At 59.1% G+C, this 14,894-nt stretch carries 19 protein-coding genes and 3 pseudogenes; 16 read left to right on the plus strand and 6 right to left on the minus strand.

Features of this window, described 5'->3' with window-relative positions:
- Positions 1 to 58 precede the first annotated feature (58 nt).
- The 3 genes from OVA00_RS08340 to OVA00_RS08350 all read left to right on the plus strand — a co-directional run bounded on the left by OVA00_RS08340 (position 59) and on the right by OVA00_RS08350 (position 3,009).
- Complete coding sequence (locus tag OVA00_RS08340) at positions 59 to 550, plus strand: hypothetical protein (protein ID WP_268088593.1); 492 nt, start codon at positions 59 to 61, stop codon at positions 548 to 550.
- A gap of 221 nt (positions 551 to 771) precedes the next feature.
- Positions 772 to 1,893 carry an IS3 family transposase gene (locus OVA00_RS08345; RefSeq protein ID WP_268088862.1) on the plus strand — a complete coding sequence of 374 codons (1,122 nt, stop codon included), beginning with the start codon at positions 772 to 774 and terminating at the stop codon, positions 1,891 to 1,893.
- A gap of 360 nt (positions 1,894 to 2,253) precedes the next feature.
- Positions 2,254 to 3,009 carry a hypothetical protein gene (locus OVA00_RS08350; RefSeq protein ID WP_268088594.1) on the plus strand — a complete coding sequence of 252 codons (756 nt, stop codon included), beginning with the start codon at positions 2,254 to 2,256 and terminating at the stop codon, positions 3,007 to 3,009.
- Positions 3,010 to 3,018: 9 nt separating this feature from the next.
- Here OVA00_RS08350 and OVA00_RS08355 read toward each other — a convergent pair whose 3' ends face one another.
- Positions 3,019 to 4,290, minus strand: a complete 1,272-nt coding sequence (locus tag OVA00_RS08355) for an IS256 family transposase (RefSeq protein WP_268088851.1) — start codon at positions 4,288 to 4,290, stop codon at positions 3,019 to 3,021.
- A 381-nt stretch (positions 4,291 to 4,671) separates the two neighbouring features.
- Here OVA00_RS08355 and OVA00_RS08360 point away from each other — a divergent pair, with 381 nt between their 5' ends.
- From OVA00_RS08360 to mobC, 5 genes are all read left to right on the plus strand, one after another.
- Positions 4,672 to 4,956 (plus strand): type II toxin-antitoxin system prevent-host-death family antitoxin, encoded by a 285-nt coding sequence (locus tag OVA00_RS08360; RefSeq protein ID WP_268088595.1) that lies wholly within the window; start codon positions 4,672 to 4,674, stop codon positions 4,954 to 4,956.
- Positions 4,949 to 5,368 (plus strand): hypothetical protein, encoded by a 420-nt coding sequence (locus OVA00_RS08365; RefSeq protein WP_268088596.1) that lies wholly within the window; start codon positions 4,949 to 4,951, stop codon positions 5,366 to 5,368. The genes OVA00_RS08360 and OVA00_RS08365 overlap by 8 nt, the downstream gene beginning before the upstream one ends.
- A 107-nt stretch (positions 5,369 to 5,475) precedes the next feature.
- Positions 5,476 to 5,688: a hypothetical protein gene (locus OVA00_RS08370; RefSeq protein WP_268088597.1), complete on the plus strand. Its 213-nt coding sequence runs from the start codon at positions 5,476 to 5,478 to the stop codon at positions 5,686 to 5,688.
- A gap of 2 nt (positions 5,689 to 5,690) precedes the next feature.
- Positions 5,691 to 6,284 carry a Fic/DOC family protein gene (locus OVA00_RS08375; RefSeq protein WP_268088599.1) on the plus strand — a complete coding sequence of 198 codons (594 nt, stop codon included), beginning with the start codon at positions 5,691 to 5,693 and terminating at the stop codon, positions 6,282 to 6,284.
- A 124-nt stretch (positions 6,285 to 6,408) separates the two neighbouring features.
- Entirely contained in the window at positions 6,409 to 6,624 is a 216-nt protein-coding gene (gene mobC, locus OVA00_RS08380) for a plasmid mobilization relaxosome protein MobC (RefSeq protein ID WP_268088600.1), read from the plus strand.
- Positions 6,625 to 6,700: 76 nt separating this feature from the next.
- Here the strand turns inward: mobC and tnpC are convergent, their stop codons facing one another.
- The 3 genes from tnpC to OVA00_RS08395 form a co-directional block, all read right to left on the minus strand.
- On the minus strand, positions 6,701 to 8,308 hold the full coding sequence (gene tnpC / locus OVA00_RS08385; protein ID WP_268088601.1) for an IS66 family transposase: 1,608 nt from the start codon (positions 8,306 to 8,308) through the stop codon (positions 6,701 to 6,703).
- A 75-nt stretch (positions 8,309 to 8,383) separates the two neighbouring features.
- A complete protein-coding gene (gene tnpB, locus OVA00_RS08390) occupies positions 8,384 to 8,728 on the minus strand; it encodes an IS66 family insertion sequence element accessory protein TnpB (RefSeq protein WP_003537853.1) in 345 nt (114 codons plus the stop codon).
- On the minus strand, positions 8,725 to 9,111 hold the full coding sequence (locus tag OVA00_RS08395) for a transposase (RefSeq protein WP_060610999.1): 387 nt from the start codon (positions 9,109 to 9,111) through the stop codon (positions 8,725 to 8,727). The genes tnpB and OVA00_RS08395 overlap by 4 nt, the downstream gene beginning before the upstream one ends.
- A gap of 12 nt (positions 9,112 to 9,123) precedes the next feature.
- Between OVA00_RS08395 and OVA00_RS08400 the strand changes: the two genes are divergently transcribed.
- From OVA00_RS08400 to OVA00_RS08435, 8 genes and pseudogenes are all read left to right on the plus strand, one after another.
- Positions 9,124 to 9,984 carry a relaxase/mobilization nuclease domain-containing protein gene (locus tag OVA00_RS08400; protein ID WP_268088602.1) on the plus strand — a complete coding sequence of 287 codons (861 nt, stop codon included), beginning with the start codon at positions 9,124 to 9,126 and terminating at the stop codon, positions 9,982 to 9,984.
- 20 nt (positions 9,985 to 10,004) lie between these two features.
- On the plus strand, positions 10,005 to 10,304 hold the full coding sequence (locus tag OVA00_RS08405; protein WP_268088604.1) for a hypothetical protein: 300 nt from the start codon (positions 10,005 to 10,007) through the stop codon (positions 10,302 to 10,304).
- Between the two features lie 110 nt (positions 10,305 to 10,414).
- A complete protein-coding gene (locus OVA00_RS08410; RefSeq protein ID WP_268088606.1) occupies positions 10,415 to 10,708 on the plus strand; it encodes a type II toxin-antitoxin system RelE/ParE family toxin in 294 nt (97 codons plus the stop codon).
- Positions 10,705 to 10,995, plus strand: coding sequence for an addiction module antidote protein (locus OVA00_RS08415; protein ID WP_268088608.1), 291 nt, complete (start codon positions 10,705 to 10,707; stop codon positions 10,993 to 10,995). The genes OVA00_RS08410 and OVA00_RS08415 overlap by 4 nt, the downstream gene beginning before the upstream one ends.
- Before the next feature lie 274 nt (positions 10,996 to 11,269).
- Entirely contained in the window at positions 11,270 to 12,427 is a 1,158-nt protein-coding gene (locus tag OVA00_RS08420) for an IS4 family transposase (RefSeq protein WP_268088609.1), read from the plus strand.
- A 170-nt stretch (positions 12,428 to 12,597) separates the two neighbouring features.
- Positions 12,598 to 12,913 (plus strand): annotated as a pseudogene (locus OVA00_RS08425) (DUF1403 family protein); the annotation flags it as partial.
- A gap of 2 nt (positions 12,914 to 12,915) precedes the next feature.
- Positions 12,916 to 13,588: pseudogene (gene scpB / locus OVA00_RS08430) on the plus strand (SMC-Scp complex subunit ScpB).
- 384 nt (positions 13,589 to 13,972) lie between these two features.
- Entirely contained in the window at positions 13,973 to 14,176 is a 204-nt protein-coding gene (locus tag OVA00_RS08435; RefSeq protein WP_268088610.1) for a cold-shock protein, read from the plus strand.
- Here the strand turns inward: OVA00_RS08435 and OVA00_RS39765 are convergent.
- Both OVA00_RS39765 and OVA00_RS08445 read right to left on the minus strand, forming a co-directional pair.
- Positions 14,109 to 14,540, minus strand: coding sequence for an ATP-binding protein (locus OVA00_RS39765; RefSeq protein ID WP_326494121.1), 432 nt, complete (start codon positions 14,538 to 14,540; stop codon positions 14,109 to 14,111). The two genes, OVA00_RS08435 and OVA00_RS39765, sit on opposite strands and share 68 nt — an antisense overlap.
- Before the next feature lie 73 nt (positions 14,541 to 14,613).
- Positions 14,614 to 14,865 (minus strand): annotated as a pseudogene (locus OVA00_RS08445) (IS21 family transposase); the annotation flags it as partial.
- Positions 14,866 to 14,894 lie beyond the last annotated feature (29 nt).

Genomic DNA, 14,894 nt, shown 5'->3' on the forward strand with positions numbered 1-14,894 from the left:
AGGATTCCACTTAAAAACCGGGAAACCTGTCCAAACAAACCGAGCCACCTCTGAGGAAGTGGACACCTATGTAGACAACAATCGGGAGACGCTGTTCCCCGTCCCACTCGATCCAGCCAGCGATCTCAATGATGTGCAGGTGCGCACGATACGCGAGCGGATCTTCAAAGAGAACCTCTTGCGCCAAAAATATTCCAGGGATCGTCTGGCGTCATCCGGTGGCGGCATTCAGCAACTTGCCAATCAAGGGGTGATCAATGGGCAGTGGGTAGGAGGACTGATGTGCGACAAGGCCGCAAGTGTATTGGGCCTTGCTAAAGAGTACAGAAATGAAAAAGGTGGGAACCACAATATCATTGAACTTGGTGGCGGGCGTTGGATAGATCCCACCTGGAAACAATTTTTCCGCCCCCCTGGAAACCCCGCAACCCGTGGAAAACCGCCTATCTTTGAAGGGAATGCCGACGCGTTTAGGGCCATGGGTTTGGATAAAGCTCGAACGGAAGCCTATTTGGCTCTTATCCACAAGGAAAAGCAGGCGCAGCCCTAGACCATCGATTCCAAGAAACGCGTCGTTTCTGTCGATCAGCGATGAGGAAATGGCACGGCTGACGGCGATCGCGAACGGAAGGGGCGAGCCGCATCGAGCGAGCGCGGGTGCTTCTTTCCTACCGGGAGGATCCCTCGTTGGAGTGGCCCCGGTAATCCCCCCGCCGAATAACGGACTTCAAAAGTAGAATTTTCTCGGGCTTTATGATCGAGGAGATTTTGATGAAGACGAGCAGATTCAGCGAACCGCAAATCCTTGCAATCCTGCGCCAGGCGGAGGGCGGCGTTGCCGTTCCTGATCTATGCCGGGAGCACGGGATGAGCACGGCGTCGTTTTACAAATGGCGAGCCAAATACGGCGGCATGGACGCGTCGATGATCAGCCAGATGAAGGCTCTTGAAGACGAGAACCGTCGGCTGAAGAAGATGTATGCGGAGATGAGCATGCAGGCGGAACTGCTCAAAGAGGCTCTTGGAAAAAGTGAAGCGGCCATCTCAACGCCGGGAGCCTTTCGGCAAATGCGAGCATTTGCCTGCCAAGGGATGGCCGGGAAAGCGGTGGCGTTGCACGGGGTGAGCATTGCACTCGCCTGCCGCACCTTTGGTGTCAGCGAGACCTGCTATCGTTACAGCGCCAAGCTGAACGACGAGAACGAGCAGATCGCCGATCTCCTGATCGGGTTGACGCGGGCGAAGAAGAGCTGGGGCTTCGGCCTTTGCTTTCTCTACCTGCGTAATGTCCGGGGGCATCGCTGGAACCATAAGCGGGTATACCGCATCTATCGCGAGCTGGAACTGAACCTCAAGATCAAGCCACGCAAGCGGTTGAAGCGCGAGAAGCCGGATGCTCTGGCCGTACCGGAGAAACCGAACCTGGTCTGGTCTATGGACTTCATGGCGGATCGTCTTGAGGATGGCAGGCAATTCCGCCTGTTGAACGTTCTGGACGACTTCAACCGCGAGGGGCTGGGCATCGAGGTGGATTTCTCGCTACCTGCCGAGCGTGTCATCCGCAGCCTGAACCAGATCATCGAATGGCGCGGCAAGCCGATGGCAATACGGGTCGACAACGGGCCTGAATACGTCAGCGGCAAGATGATGGAATGGGCGGAGAAACAGGGCATCGCCTTGAGCCACATCCAGCCGGGAAAGCCGCAGCAGAATGCTTATGTCGAACGCTATAACCGGACCGTCCGACATGAATGGCTCGACCAGCACATCATCGAAAGCATTGAGGAGGCACAGGAAATTGCAACGCAGTGGCTATGGACCTACAACAACGAACGTCCCAATATGGGCATCGGCCGCATCACGCCCGCACAGAAACTGAAAATGGCCGCGTGAATTCTACCGCGGAGCCCCGTTGAAAACGGGGGGATTACCCATTCAGTCATTGTGTTTCGCTCGATAATTCTGCTGGCTTCGTTTGTGTTGACGTTCCTGACGGTGATGCCCCGACCGGCTGTCTTTGACGACTATGCGGCGATCTACGGGATAATTCGGCTGTTCTTGGCGGCCCAACTGTTTCTGCTGTTCTGGAGCATCATAAAGCAGATGCGGAAGACCTCTCAAATGTGGTCAGCCGGTCGGCCGTCGCTTCTCTTCTTTGCGCTCGGAATAGCCCTTGGTTTTCCAGCGGCAAAACTCGCGGGCCTTATGGTCCGATAATCTTTCACGCAGTTTTAGTGAGGTAAGTGGTTTTCAATGCGTTTGCATACTGCGCTCGAATATATCCGGGCCGGGAAGTTTCATTCATTGGAGAAATGGGGAGAGGGCGAAGTCGAGAAGCTTGCACGGTTCATCGACCATCATGCGCCGCAGACCGCCGAATTTTCCTTCAGCTTCCTTGATCCAGACAAATCGGACGAGACCCTTCAGGTATTCATCGACTGTTCCAACATGCTTTGGGACGAGAATATCGCCCCGGTGCCACATGAATTCTTTTGGGTATCGTGGACCCAAAAGATTTTAGACGAAACCATCCAGTTCGCCGCCTTCTGTGAGAGGGTAAACAGCGAAACAGACGGCAATTTCAACGCTCTCGCCGTCAATGTGACGTTCGAAAACAAGCCCCGGACCGGCTTAGGCTTCGTCAACCAGACCGGCTACAAGATCTCTGGCGATCATAAGCGCGTCCTGATCAGCGGAGCGGATTCCGATTCCGCCGCCCTCATGACCGATAACGGCTTTGGCGTGGTCGCGGCGCTCCTGGGAGCGCTCGCAACACCGCATGCCGTGAGGCATGCAGAAGCCGAGCCGGTCAAGCTCAACAAGCACCGAGAGAGGAAGGGCAGGCCTCCCATTGCCTCGCGAATCGTCATCGATGTCCGCGAAAGCGCAATGATGCGATCCGGATCAGGCGGAGGCGGAGGCGGAGGGTGGAAGGTTAAGCCCCTCTGGCGCAGGCCGACTATCCGCACACTTGCCGATGGCCGGAGAGCTATGGCGGGAAATGGGTGACGAGGCCGATCAGGCGGCGCGATGGTCAGGGGTCGTCGTTTCGGCGACACCGTCGGTGAATTTGACGCCGGCGATGACCTTTGGCAACTGATTTTCGCCCTTCAGCCGGCGCCAGGTTTTGGCGGCGCTCATGACGAGCTTGAAGACCATGAGCCGTGCTGTGTTGTGGGACAGGCCTCCCTTGGTTCGCACCGTGCGGTGCCTGACGGTGGCGAAGACGCTTTCGATCGGGTTCGAGGTGCGCAGATGGTCCCAGTGTTCGGCCGGGAAGTCGAAGAAGGTCAGCAATGCCTCGTGGTCCTTCGTCAGGCAGTTGACGGCCTTGGGATATTTGGCCTTGTATTTGTCGACGAAGACGGCGATCGCGACCTCGGCGGTTGCCCGATCCGGGGCATCGCGGACCTCCCTGAGATCGGCCTTCATGTTCGGCTGCACCGACTTCGGCACCTTGTTGAGGATGTTGAGGAGCTTGTGTTGGCAGCACCGTTGATGGCGGGTCGAAGGGAATATCTCCTCCAGCGCCTTCCAGAAGCCGAGCGCGCCGTCGCCCACGGCAATTTCTGGCGCAATCGAAAGCCCGCGGGCCTTCAGCCCGACGAGCAGCTCGCGCCAGCTCTGGGTGCTTTCGCGCACGCCGACTTGAAAGCCGACAAGTTCCTTCTTGCCTTCCGGCGTCGCGCCGATGACGACCAGCATGCAAGCGGCATCGTCCTCCATGCGTGCCTGAAGATAGACCCCGTCGGCCCAGATGTAGACGTAGCGGCGGGCTGACAGGTCGCGGCGTTGCCAGCGATCATAGTCGGCCTGCCACTCCTCCTTCAGCCGGCCAATCACCGAGGGGGACAGGTTCGGTGCGTCCTTGCCGAGTAAGGCGGCAAGCGCCTCCTGGAAATCGCCGGTCGAGATGCCGCGCAGGTAAAGGACCGGCAGCAGAGCGTCGAGGCTCTTCGTGCGTCGTGCCCACTTCGGCAGGATCGCCGACGTGAAGGTGATGCGATCCTCGCCGCAAGTCTCCAAAGCCCGGTCGCGCAGCTTGACGCGGCGCACCGCAACCGGACCGATCCCCGTCTGGATCGTTCTTTCAGGCCCATGGCCGTGCCGCACCACCCGGTCCCGCCCATCGCTCAGGCGTTCGCTGGCCATGGCCGCAAGAAACGCCTCGGCTTCCGCCTCCACGGCCTGTGCCAGAAGCCGGCGCGCGCCTTCGCGTAGAACCGATGTCAGGGGATCATCGAGCGTCTCGGGATGCGGAAAGGAAACAACAGTGCTATCTGTCTTCATGGCGTATCGCTCTTTCATGAGGTTCTGGCAGGCTTGTCACCCGCCTCGATACGCCGCCCTCATCAAGCCGTCATCACCCAGTTTCCGTCATAGCTCATGGCCGGAGGATTCCCGTCTCACCTTGTTGGGTCAACGCGCAGGGGGATATCCCGCCACCACCCCGGCAATATGTCGTGAAGATGTGAGCAGCCGGAAGGTTGTAGCATCTATCAATAATCGCTTATATTGCGAATGGACGCGGTATCGGAGTCCTATGGATTCCTAGCCCCCGCTAACTCAGCCGCGTCCACCCCAATTCCTTCATTTAGCTTGCCAAATCGCGGAAAAGACTTGACTTTTCTGTAAAATCTGTCTATTACAGAATTTCCAGAAAACGAAAGAATGAAGACTAAAGCCATGAATGACAGAACAATTTCCTCTGTCGAGTTCGTTCGGCATTTCGGACGCTATCACGACGAGGCCATGCGTGAACCGATTGTTCTTACCAAGCATGGCCGCGCTTCCGTGGTCGTTATGCCGGTGGAACTTTACGAGCGTATGAGCAAGCGGGAAAGTGACCCACGCCGTTCTTATGGTCCGGGTGAAATGCCTCGCGACCTGGCCGATATGTTCTTGGCACAGCTTGATCAGGATTCAGCCGACTATCAGGCGTCCAAGGATGACTGAGCGGTTCAGCAAGGGCGACGTCGTTCGCTATCCGTATCTGTGGCGCTGGCAGGACGAACTTCAGCGCGAGCATGGAGAGAAAGACCGACCGGTATGTATCATTCTCGCTTTGAGGGACGAGAAAAGCCTGACTCACATGCTGTTGCTGGCGATTTCCTCAAAACCACCACGCGAGGGGCAGGCGGCACTTGAAATCCCGAAACTGGAACTGCGCCGGGCAAAGCTGACGGATCATGATTGCGGTTGGATCACGGTCAGCGAATGCAATTATGACATTCTGGAAAAGTCGTTTCATTTTGATGCTGGCCAGAGGCCTTTGGGAAAATTCAGCGATGTGTTTTTGGAGGAAATCCGCAAGGCTTTCGTCCCTTTTCTCGCCGCTGGAACCGCCAAGATCGATAGGACGAAATGATGAGCAAGGCTGGATCACGGATTTTGCAAGGAGCAAAGCAGGCGCTCGCCTTTTCGCAGGGTGCCGATGTGACCGGCTTTCGTATAATTTGCAACGAACAGGATACCATGGCTCTTGCCCTCAAGCAGAAGACCCCGGCCATCACCGCTGATGAAATGGAGCGCCGTCGCAAGATGGTTCGCAGCGCCTTCCGGTCGAACGCTATGGAAGGTCTTCGCCCGAACCCGGCATGCCAGCCGGTTTTTGACGCGTTCATTGCCGGCGAGATCGAGCTTGACGAGATGATGCCGCGCGTTAAGTCCATTCTCGGCATCCAGTAGGCATGTCGTTTACGCTCGCCGACGGCGAGACCCTTCGAAACAAGATGGGGGCCGAGACACACGAGGCGCTAGAAGCGGCGGAGCACCCGGTTCTTGCGATTCGGTTGCTCGAACTGCGAAGCGGTCTCGGCCCCGAACCCACTTTCGACACGGCCCATCTTCAGGCGCTTCACAAGCACCTGTTTCAGGACGTGTTCGAGTGGGCGGGGGAGCTGCACCATCATCCATTCACTTTCGCGGACGGTACGCAGGCTTCAATGCCTGCCATGCACAAGATTGGCGGTAAGGATTTCGCGATCGGAAACGAGATCGACAGAGGCTTGAATAGCCTCATGTCGGATCTCGACTCCCGCAACTTCTTGCGCGGCCTTGATCGCGAGACTTTCGCAACGGAAGCGGCCGACGCCTTCGCCCGGATGAATTCCATCCATCCTTGCCGAACGCTTTACGGCGTTGGCTCGTGCGCATGGCGGAAAGTTCGCCTTGCTGCGTCGTCTGGTGAATCTCGCTGTGGACGGTCAATCATCGGAGCAAGCGCCGAAGATGCCCGATCAAGCAGTGCGGGCGGTTCACCTTTCGGTGCGCCTGTCGGCTAACGAAGTTTCGGAGGTGAAGAAGGCCGCCAAGGCTCGCGGTATGAAGCCGTCGCAATGGCTGCGCTCAGTAGTCCGCGTTCGGCTTGGGGCGGGCACGCAGTAGAGTGTTTCGGAGCTTCATGAGTTGCGCGCTCTGACCAATCAGGTGCGCAAGATCGGCGTCAATCTCAATCAGCTCGTGCGCGCTGCAAACGAAGCTGGTTTGGAACATGCTCCTTTCGCAGTGGATGCCAAGGTACTCGAAGCCGCACGGGAGGAAGTGGCGCGGACACTGACAGCCCTTCACTTGATGGCCCGTGGAAACGTCCGTTCCTGGGAGGGGGAAGCCGATGGCGAATGATCCGAAAGTTCGCATCCTTTACGATGACTTTTATAAGGAGATCGGTGTTGCCGCGGCCTGGACGCAGCGTAAGCGGTTAGCTGACAGCGTCTGACCTGAAGTTCCAAGGCATGAGGGCTTCGATTTCGGATGCTGGCCAGCCTTGAGCAATGCGGGTCAAGGTCTGCGAGAGCCAGTCGAGCGGATCGACGTTGTTCATTTTGGCGGTCTGCAAGAGGGTGGCCACCGTCGCCCAGGTTCGTCCACCGCCCTCGCTTCCGGCGAATAGACTATTCTTCCTCGTAATTGTCTGGGGCCTGATCGCGCGTTCGACAATGTTGGAGTCGATCTCGATGCGACCGTCCGCTAAAAAGCGCTCCAGCGCCTCGCGCCGGGTGAGCGCGTAGCGGATCGCCTCAGCGGTCTTGGACTTCCCGGAGACCTTGCCGAGCTCTCTTTCCCAAAGATCGAAGAGACTGGCGACAATGGCTGCAGACTTTCCCTGGCGAAGCGTGGAGCGGCTGTCGGCATCCTTGCCACGAACCTCATCTTCGATGCGCCAGAGCTCGGTCATTGCCAGGACAGTGTCTGTGGCGGCCTTAGAGACACCGCTAATGTGCAGATCGTAAAACTTGCGCCGTAGATGTGCCCAACATCCTGCAAGCTGGATCGTTTCGTTGCTGCCGGTTTTCGCCCGCGTCTTGGCGAGATTGGTATAGGCCGAGTAGCCATCCACTTGCAGGATGCCGCTGAATCCGGCGAGATGACGCGTCACGCAATCCGCGCCTCTGCTGTCTTCAAAACGATAGGCCACCATCGGCGGACTGGTCCCACCATAGGGGCGATCGTCGCGCGCATAGGCCCAAAGCCAGGCCTTGGTGGTTTTGCCCGAACCGGGCGCAAGAGTGGGCAGGGTCGTCTCGTCGGCAAAGATCCTTTCGCCCTCCTTGACCCTCTCCAGGATATAATCGGCCAGCATCTGCAGTTCGAAGCCGAGATGCCCCATCCATTGGGCCATCAGCGATCGGCTGATCTCGACGCCGTCACGCAGATAGATCGCTTCCTGCCGATAAAGAGGAAGACCATCGGCGTATTTGGAAACGGCGATATAAGCGAGCAGCCGTTCCGTCGGCAGGCCGCCTTCGATGATGTGTGCCGGCGCCAGGGCCTGGACCACGCCATCGCTGCCCCGGAAAGCGTATTTGGGACGGCGCGTCACGATAATCCTGAACTTCGGCGGCACGACGTCCAGACGTTCGCAGCGGTCCTCACCGATCAGAACCTTTGCCAGCCCCTCGCACCCGGCCGGAATTTCCGGCTCGATGACCTCCTCGATGCGTTCGAGATGGGCGGCAAAACCCTTGCGCGGACGCGGTGCTCGCTTCGGCTTGTCTTTGGCCGCGCTGCGGATTGCCGATAGGCCGGTTTCGACCTCTTCGAAAGCAAAGGAGACCTGCTCGTCGTTGACCCCGAGGCGGAGCCGCTCAGAGCGCTTGCCATTTTGCGTGCGCTGCAAAACCTTCATGATCAAGGTCAGGTTGGCAATTCGCTCGTTGGCGCTCTTCTCAACCGCCTCCAACCGCGCGATCTCAGCCTCGGCCGCCTTCAGCCGGGCCTCCTTCGCAGCCTGTTCGCGCGCCAGCTCGAGGACCATCGCTTTCAGCGCATCAACGTCGTCCGGCAGGTCGCTAAGGGGCAAATCCATGAGGTCAAATAGAGCACAAGAACAGCCGCTTTCCCAATCGTTACAGCAGCATGATTCATCTTGCCGCAGTCCTGATCAGCCCGTCAGCAGCGGCCGCCTGACCTTGGTTGGCCGGATCTTCTTCCAATCCAGACCGGCCAGAAGCGCCATTAATTGCGAATGGTCCAGACGTATCCGGGCGGCCGATATGCCCGGCCAGCAAAAGCTCTGCTCCTCGAGCGTTTTCGAATAGAGGCAGACGCCGCTGCCATCCCACCAGACGATGCGAACACGGTCCGCCCGCTTCGACCGGAACACATAAAGCGCTCCGTTGAACGGGTCGAGACCGCCATCTCTGACCAGAGCCATCAAGGATGCCGCACCTTTGCGGAAGTCGACCGGCTGGCACGACACGTAAACGACGACGCCGGACGCGATCATGCCTTGCGGACCGCCCGCAGTATCTTCGCCAGGTGATCCGACTCGATATCGCCGGCGACGCGCACCACGACATCACCGATGACGATTTCCACCGTAGAGCTTGCCACCGGCTCAACGCGCGCGAACTTGACCTCCTCCTTCGCGGCTTCCGTCAGGGGCGCAACCAAGCCTGATGACAGTGCCTTGCGCCGCCATCCGTAAAGCTGCGAAGGATCCAATCCCTCAGCACGCGCGATCGCCGAGACATTGGCGCCAGGCAACAACGTCTCGGCGATCAGGCGCTCCTTCTCCTCGTCCGGCCAGTCGCGCGGCTTGCGTCGCGCCCGCACCGGCGCCGCCGTCAAAACCTCGAATGTTCGCGGCTGATTCACACTGTCGCTCATAGGATTCTCCGCATGATTCATGCAGAAAATCCCCGATCAGCGGACCAAATGATACGTGGGGGTCCCTACGCGCTTACGACGCAGCCGGCGAAAATTCGCGTCTACCGGGATGCACTGGCGAAGGGCAGGGCAAAGCTCACGCCTCGTAATTCTGCGGCAGACAAGGCCAAGCTCGCGCGGGTTGTCAGCAAAGCGCCGGAGGTGATGGTGAAGATCTCCGGTCGGACACGCGATAGCGGCCATTTGAAAGAGCATATGAACTACATCACCCGCAATGGAGAGGTTCCGGCTGAAACAGAGTATGGCCTTATGTCGGGTAAGGAAGCGGTTGGCGATGTGCATTCCGATTGGGCGGATGATGAAATCATCTACAAGGGGCAGCATCAAGTTCGCAAAGCTCCGCTATCGGTGAACATGGTTCTTTCAATGCCGCCTGGCGCAGATCGGGAGGCTTTTCGTAACGCTGTGCGCGATTTTGTTGACGCCGAATTGCGCCCGCGTGTCGATGTAATGTTGGCATTCCATGACGACACCAATCACCCCCACGCGCATGTGACGGTGAGGGGACGCCAGCACAACGGTAAGACTTTTAATCCCGGTAAGCCGGTTCTTGAGCTGTATCGGGAACAATTCGCTGGCGCGCTGCGCAATCGCGGCATCGAGGCAGCCTGGCGCTGGCTGGCCTCGAAGAACTTCGCGAGCGCTACGGCTACGAGGTGCCGGGCAATCCTGCCGATGTCTTCGCGTGGTGCCTTGAGCGCGACGAACACGAACCGCTCGCTCTTCTGGCCTATGCCGCCGCCCAGTCCATCGACGCCGTCAAGGACAAGCACGACTATCCCAAGAATGAACGCGCCGACGCAGAAGTGCTAGCCACGGCCCTCGATCTCGACATGACCAGCTATTTTGAAGCGACGGCCGAGAGCTATTTCAAGCATCTCACCCGCGACGGCATCGAGGCGGCGGTGGCAGAGGCCAAGGGCGAGGAGGTCGCGAAAGGCTTCTCTCGCATGAAAAAGGCGGAAGCCGCAGCCCATGCCGAAAACGCCGTCAAGGCCACCGGCTGGCTGCCGCAGCCGCTGCGCAGCGCGACCACCACGCCAGCCCCGAACGCTGATGAGTTCGACGCGGCGTTGATCGAACCCACCGAGGAAGAAATCGAAGCCTACGAGTTCCCTGCAGCGGCTGAGTGATCAGCTGCAAGCCGGTCGCGGTCGTCTCCGCCGCGACCGGCGCACGAGATTTCCGTTCGATCTCGCCGACTTCCTCTTTACAAGGCGTATCCAATTAGATACATAATGCTATGTATAAATTTCTGCGATCTGATCTGTTCGACCGGTGGTTCAAGGGCCTCAAGGATGAGCGGGCTCAAGCCCGCATCCGCTCCGCGGAACTTGGAAACTTCGGAGACTCTGAGCCCGTTGGCAACGGCGTTTCCGAGATGCGGATACACTACGGTTCGGGCTATCGCGTCTATTACACGCGCCGTGGAGAGATCGTGTATTTGCTCCTCCTCGGTGGCGACAAGGGATCACAGAAGCGGGATATCAAGGCGGCACTGCAGATGGCCGCCGAGATCGGAAAGGACAAGCGATGACCAGTTTCGAGAAATTCGACGCATCCGATTATCTGGACAGCGAGGTAATGATTGCCGAGTATCTGGCCGCAGCGCTGGAGGATGGCAATCCCGATCTTTTCATTGCCGCTCTGGGCGACATTGCAAAGGCACGGGGCATGACCGAAATCGCTTCGCAGAGCGGGTTAGGTCGAGAAAGCCTCTACAAGGCCCTCAGATCAGGCTCGAAGCTGCGTTTCGATACCGTGCAGAAAGTGCTGTCCGCTCTCGGTGTCAAACTCACAGTGACCACGTCGGCGGCGGCATAGGATGCTCGATTTGACAAGGAAACCGCGCGGCACAAGAATCTTGCAAGGAGCTCGCGAGGCCCTTGCTTTGGCCAAGGGTGAGGCGGGCGGGGAGCAGTTTCGCATCCACCTGCCTGCGGATCTGCGCAACGCCGCCGCCGACGGAAACGGGGAGGGCGCACCAGGTCCAGCCACGGCGGATCGACCGCCGCGGCCGGAATGAGAGGAGCCCATGCCCCATATGCGCTAACTTAAGGGCTAGACGGCCTGAATCTGTCTGTGATTCATAAGGTAGATGCGAACAACTGATTCCATCGATCCCGATTGGTCCAGGCTGCTGTCGAAGCTGGAGCGTGTCATTGATCTCGGCGCGACCGCGCGTACTTCGGGTGCGCTTGTGCGGCGACGTGGTGTTGGTGACGCCGCGACCTTGCTGCGGCTGGCATTGGCTTACGGGCCCGGCGGCATGAGCTTGCGTTCAGCCGCCGCCTGGGCTGGTCTGAATGATGTGGCGGCGATTTCCGACGTTGCTCTTTTGAAGCGACTGCGCGGATCGGTCGATTGGCTGGGGGACATCGCCGGAGCGCTGCTCCGCAATGCTTCAGACGCGGCACGCACCACAGCTGCGCGCCGCCTACGTATTGTTGATGGTAGTTCCATCTCGCAGCCCGGCAGCACTGGCACGGATTTCCGGCTTCATGCGACATATGAGCCCGCTCTCGCCCGCTTCACGCATCTGGAATTCACTGATGTTCACGGTGGCGAAAGCTTTTCACGCGTGCCGATCGATCCGGGCGACATCGTTCTTGGCGATCGCGCCTATGCTCGCGCTCCGGCGCTCCATAAAGTCGTGTCCGCCGGGGCGGACTTCATCGTGCGTATGGCCTGGTCCAATGTCAGGCTCACGTCGCTCGATGGCCGGTTGATTGACTGGAATACAATTTATAGCACGATGATGCCCGGTGACGTTTGCGAACAAGAGGTGCGGGTCGAATATTCCGGCCCCGGCTGCAAACACCGCGGCAAACCGCTGTTTCATGCCCGGCTCATTGTCCGGCGGAAAGACGAGGAAGCGACGGCTCGCGCAGAAAAGGCCGCCCGCCGCCGACATCAAAAACGCGCAGATGGCAAAGCAATGCATCCATTGACGGTTGCTACGTCAAGGTTTCTGCTTCTGCTGACGTCGATATCGGCCGGCGAGATGACCGCCAAGGATGTTCTCGATACCTATCGGCTGCGCTGGCAGGTAGAGATTGCCTTCAAACGCTTAAAGAGCGGCTTGGGCATCCACAAACTGCCAGCCAGGGACGAGCGTCTCGCACGAAGCTGGCTCATGGCGCATCTAATCGTAGCGCTGTTGATCGACGAGGCCGTCACCGACGCTGTCGACTCTCCCCCCTGTGAAGACGACATCTCAGGCGCTCAGGTCATTGTCGTTGTCGAGGTTGCATAGCCTCCTGAAGCATACGATCCTCTCTGCAATATTGACAGTGCGGACGGCAAAGAAAATCACCAAGCGATTTTCCACCGTCATGCGCCATATCTGCGATCCCCCGCGACGTCGCGAAAGCCAGGCAAACGCCGCCAGAAGGCATCAGAAGACCTTAAGTTAGCGCATATGGGGGGCGGGTGCGGCCAGGCGAGAGCGCCTTCCCTCGTGCCGTGTGCATCGCCCTGGTTGAAAGCGCTGGCGCTGCGCTGCGCGCAGCCGGCGAGATTGCCCGGCGCGCGGACTTGGCTGTCGCGACTGCGTCGAAGGTGCGCACCAAGGGCGCCCAACCGGTCATCCGTAAACTGCTGGATGAAGATGCCGTGCCGATCTCGGCGCCGGGAACGGACCTGTCGCGCTGGGAGCAAGCGCCTGTTTGAACGGCTGGAAGCGGCAGGTGCTGTGCGCGAACTGTCGGGGCGGCCGTCCTTCCGGATATATGGGTTGTGACGATGAGCGCAGCGGCGGTAAAGAGGGTCTCGAACGCGAAAGTGAACGCTGCAGCTGAACAGCTGTTTGACCGGGAATTGGAGGATCTGCCGGCGGAGCTTCGCTGGCGCGAGTGGATGCTGCGCGTCGAGGCGGTGATCTTCGCTTCAGTCGAACCCGTCACCCGTGAGACCTTGGCGCGTGTGGTTGGCAAGGACTGCGGCATCGACTTGCTGATCGATGATCTGCGTGAGGAACTGCGCGCACGCCCCCTATGGCATCGTTACTGTTGCCGGCGGCTGGCAACATCGAAGCCGTTCGGCGTACGCACCGGCGATCCGGGCGTCTCAAGCGCCGACCCGCTCAGGAGTAGCTCGCCTGTCTGAACAGGAGGCGGCGGCGCTGATGGTCATTGCCTATCTGCAGCCGGTGACGCGCGGCGAGCTGTCGAAAGTCTTCGGTAAGGAAGTCAGCCGCGACACGATTGCCAGCCTGCGCGACGCCGGGTTCCTCGGCTCCGGACCGCGCAGCCCTACGCCTGGGGCGCCCTATACCTACGTGACGACGAAGCACTTTCTTTCCGCCTTTGGCATGGAGACACTGCGCGACTTGCCCGACCTCGAGCGGTTGGAGGACGCGGGATTGCTTAGCCGGCAGGCGCTCGCAGCGCAAAGTCCAGATGGCGATGTCGACTGAAACCGCGAACCATCGCCGCGCCAAAAAAAGACCGGCGCCCTCAAAAGGATGCGCCGGCCAATAGTTCCGACATAGTTCCAAGAGAACAAAAAGAAACGTACGGTTCCAATAGCTTATCAGCAAAGAAGGATGTGTTGACGACGGGATTGCCTCGTTCCACAGGCCGCTGGCGCACACCGCATCATTGGCCCGGTGTCTTGTTGCGCGATCAATCGAAATGCGCGCTCGCAGGCGACCTAATTTAATTCAACTCTCAGATAAGGGTCGCTGCTGCAGCGCTTAAACGAAGCTTTTGCGATCGCAGCGCTGCTCTTGATGAGGGTGTTTTTGCGCGTTAAGGTTGCTCTCGCAACACTTATGAAGCCAACCAAGGAGTGGACCTTTATGGCGACGGGTACGATCAAGTTTTTCAATGACGAGAAGGGGTTCGGGTTCATTGCCCCCGAGAATGGTGGACACGACGTGTTTGTTCACGTAACAGCGCTGCAACGCGGAGGATCACTCAGTCAGGGCGACAAGGTCAGTTTCGAACTTGGCCAGGACCGCAAGACCGGAAAATCGAAGGCGGAAAACGTATTGCTGCTTTAACGGCCCCCCTTGTCGGCCCGCTGGTCCCGGGCTGGCTTCCACTGACGCCCACAGTTTGCGCCGGGTCGCCTGCCCCCTTTCCACGCTCACAGTTCTGCCAAGCGAAGTTTAGCAGCAGGCTTGATTCAACGGCAGCACGGTTTTCGGGCGTGATCTCGAAGTCGAAGCTGTCGAGGGTTTTTCCGGCTGGTAGCCGGGCCTCGGCGAGATGACGCTGGATGCGCCGTTGCACGCGCTCGGCCATCTCCAATTCGCAAAGCGTGGCCAACAGCCGTGCGGCCGGCCCGTTGAGTGAGTTCAGACCAAAGGCGTGCGAAGGTGGGAAGCCGCAAGTTCGCCAGCCTGAGCGGCAGTTTTGCGACATCGACGGATGAGGTGTTCATTGCATTGTTCCTGCTGTGAGAAGGCGGTCATAGTCGGCTGCTGTGGGCAGCACGACCTGCCAGCGCTTGCGGCTTACGGCGAAGGCTGTGAATGACATGGCGGTAATCGACGACGTGTGCGTGTTGGCCGCTCTTGCCACTGGACGGTGGACGTCCGCGCGGCAGGGTAAAGGCATGGCTGGATGCGAGATAACATTCCAGGCGATCGTCGTAGAGCCGGACCCGCAGGCGGTGGCCGATATAGGTGGAGGGGGCGGTATAGAAGACCCTGCGCAAGGTGAAGCCGCCAGACGACGTCACCACAACGTAAGCGCTCATTTCGGTGCGCGTTATTA

Origin of the sequence: Ensifer sp. SL37 (assembly GCF_026672675.1) — a bacterium.
GTDB classification, from domain to species: Bacteria; Pseudomonadota; Alphaproteobacteria; order Rhizobiales; family Rhizobiaceae; genus Ensifer; species Ensifer adhaerens.

What these genes read in the sequence shown, in the direction of transcription:
- tnpC (WP_268088601.1), bottom strand. Translation starts at nt 8,308, where the DNA reads ATGGATTTGCCCCTTAGCGACCTGCCGGACGACGTTGATGCGCTGAAA.
- OVA00_RS08400 (WP_268088602.1), top strand. Translation starts at nt 9,124, where the DNA reads ATGATTCATGCAGAAAATCCCCGATCAGCGGACCAAATGATACGTGGG.
- OVA00_RS08395 (WP_060610999.1), bottom strand. Translation starts at nt 9,111, where the DNA reads ATGAGCGACAGTGTGAATCAGCCGCGAACATTCGAGGTTTTGACGGCG.
- OVA00_RS08360 (WP_268088595.1), top strand. Translation starts at nt 4,672, where the DNA reads ATGAAGACTAAAGCCATGAATGACAGAACAATTTCCTCTGTCGAGTTC.
- OVA00_RS08415 (WP_268088608.1), top strand. Translation starts at nt 10,705, where the DNA reads ATGACCAGTTTCGAGAAATTCGACGCATCCGATTATCTGGACAGCGAG.
- OVA00_RS08355 (WP_268088851.1), bottom strand. Translation starts at nt 4,290, where the DNA reads ATGAAGACAGATAGCACTGTTGTTTCCTTTCCGCATCCCGAGACGCTC.
- OVA00_RS39765 (WP_326494121.1), bottom strand. Translation starts at nt 14,540, where the DNA reads ATGTCGCAAAACTGCCGCTCAGGCTGGCGAACTTGCGGCTTCCCACCT.
- OVA00_RS08365 (WP_268088596.1), top strand. Translation starts at nt 4,949, where the DNA reads ATGACTGAGCGGTTCAGCAAGGGCGACGTCGTTCGCTATCCGTATCTG.
- OVA00_RS08420 (WP_268088609.1), top strand. Translation starts at nt 11,270, where the DNA reads ATGCGAACAACTGATTCCATCGATCCCGATTGGTCCAGGCTGCTGTCG.
- OVA00_RS08375 (WP_268088599.1), top strand. Translation starts at nt 5,691, where the DNA reads ATGTCGTTTACGCTCGCCGACGGCGAGACCCTTCGAAACAAGATGGGG.
- OVA00_RS08410 (WP_268088606.1), top strand. Translation starts at nt 10,415, where the DNA reads ATGTATAAATTTCTGCGATCTGATCTGTTCGACCGGTGGTTCAAGGGC.
- OVA00_RS08345 (WP_268088862.1), top strand. Translation starts at nt 772, where the DNA reads ATGAAGACGAGCAGATTCAGCGAACCGCAAATCCTTGCAATCCTGCGC.
- OVA00_RS08350 (WP_268088594.1), top strand. Translation starts at nt 2,254, where the DNA reads ATGCGTTTGCATACTGCGCTCGAATATATCCGGGCCGGGAAGTTTCAT.
- tnpB (WP_003537853.1), bottom strand. Translation starts at nt 8,728, where the DNA reads ATGATCGCGTCCGGCGTCGTCGTTTACGTGTCGTGCCAGCCGGTCGAC.
- OVA00_RS08370 (WP_268088597.1), top strand. Translation starts at nt 5,476, where the DNA reads ATGGCTCTTGCCCTCAAGCAGAAGACCCCGGCCATCACCGCTGATGAA.
- OVA00_RS08435 (WP_268088610.1), top strand. Translation starts at nt 13,973, where the DNA reads ATGGCGACGGGTACGATCAAGTTTTTCAATGACGAGAAGGGGTTCGGG.
- OVA00_RS08405 (WP_268088604.1), top strand. Translation starts at nt 10,005, where the DNA reads ATGACCAGCTATTTTGAAGCGACGGCCGAGAGCTATTTCAAGCATCTC.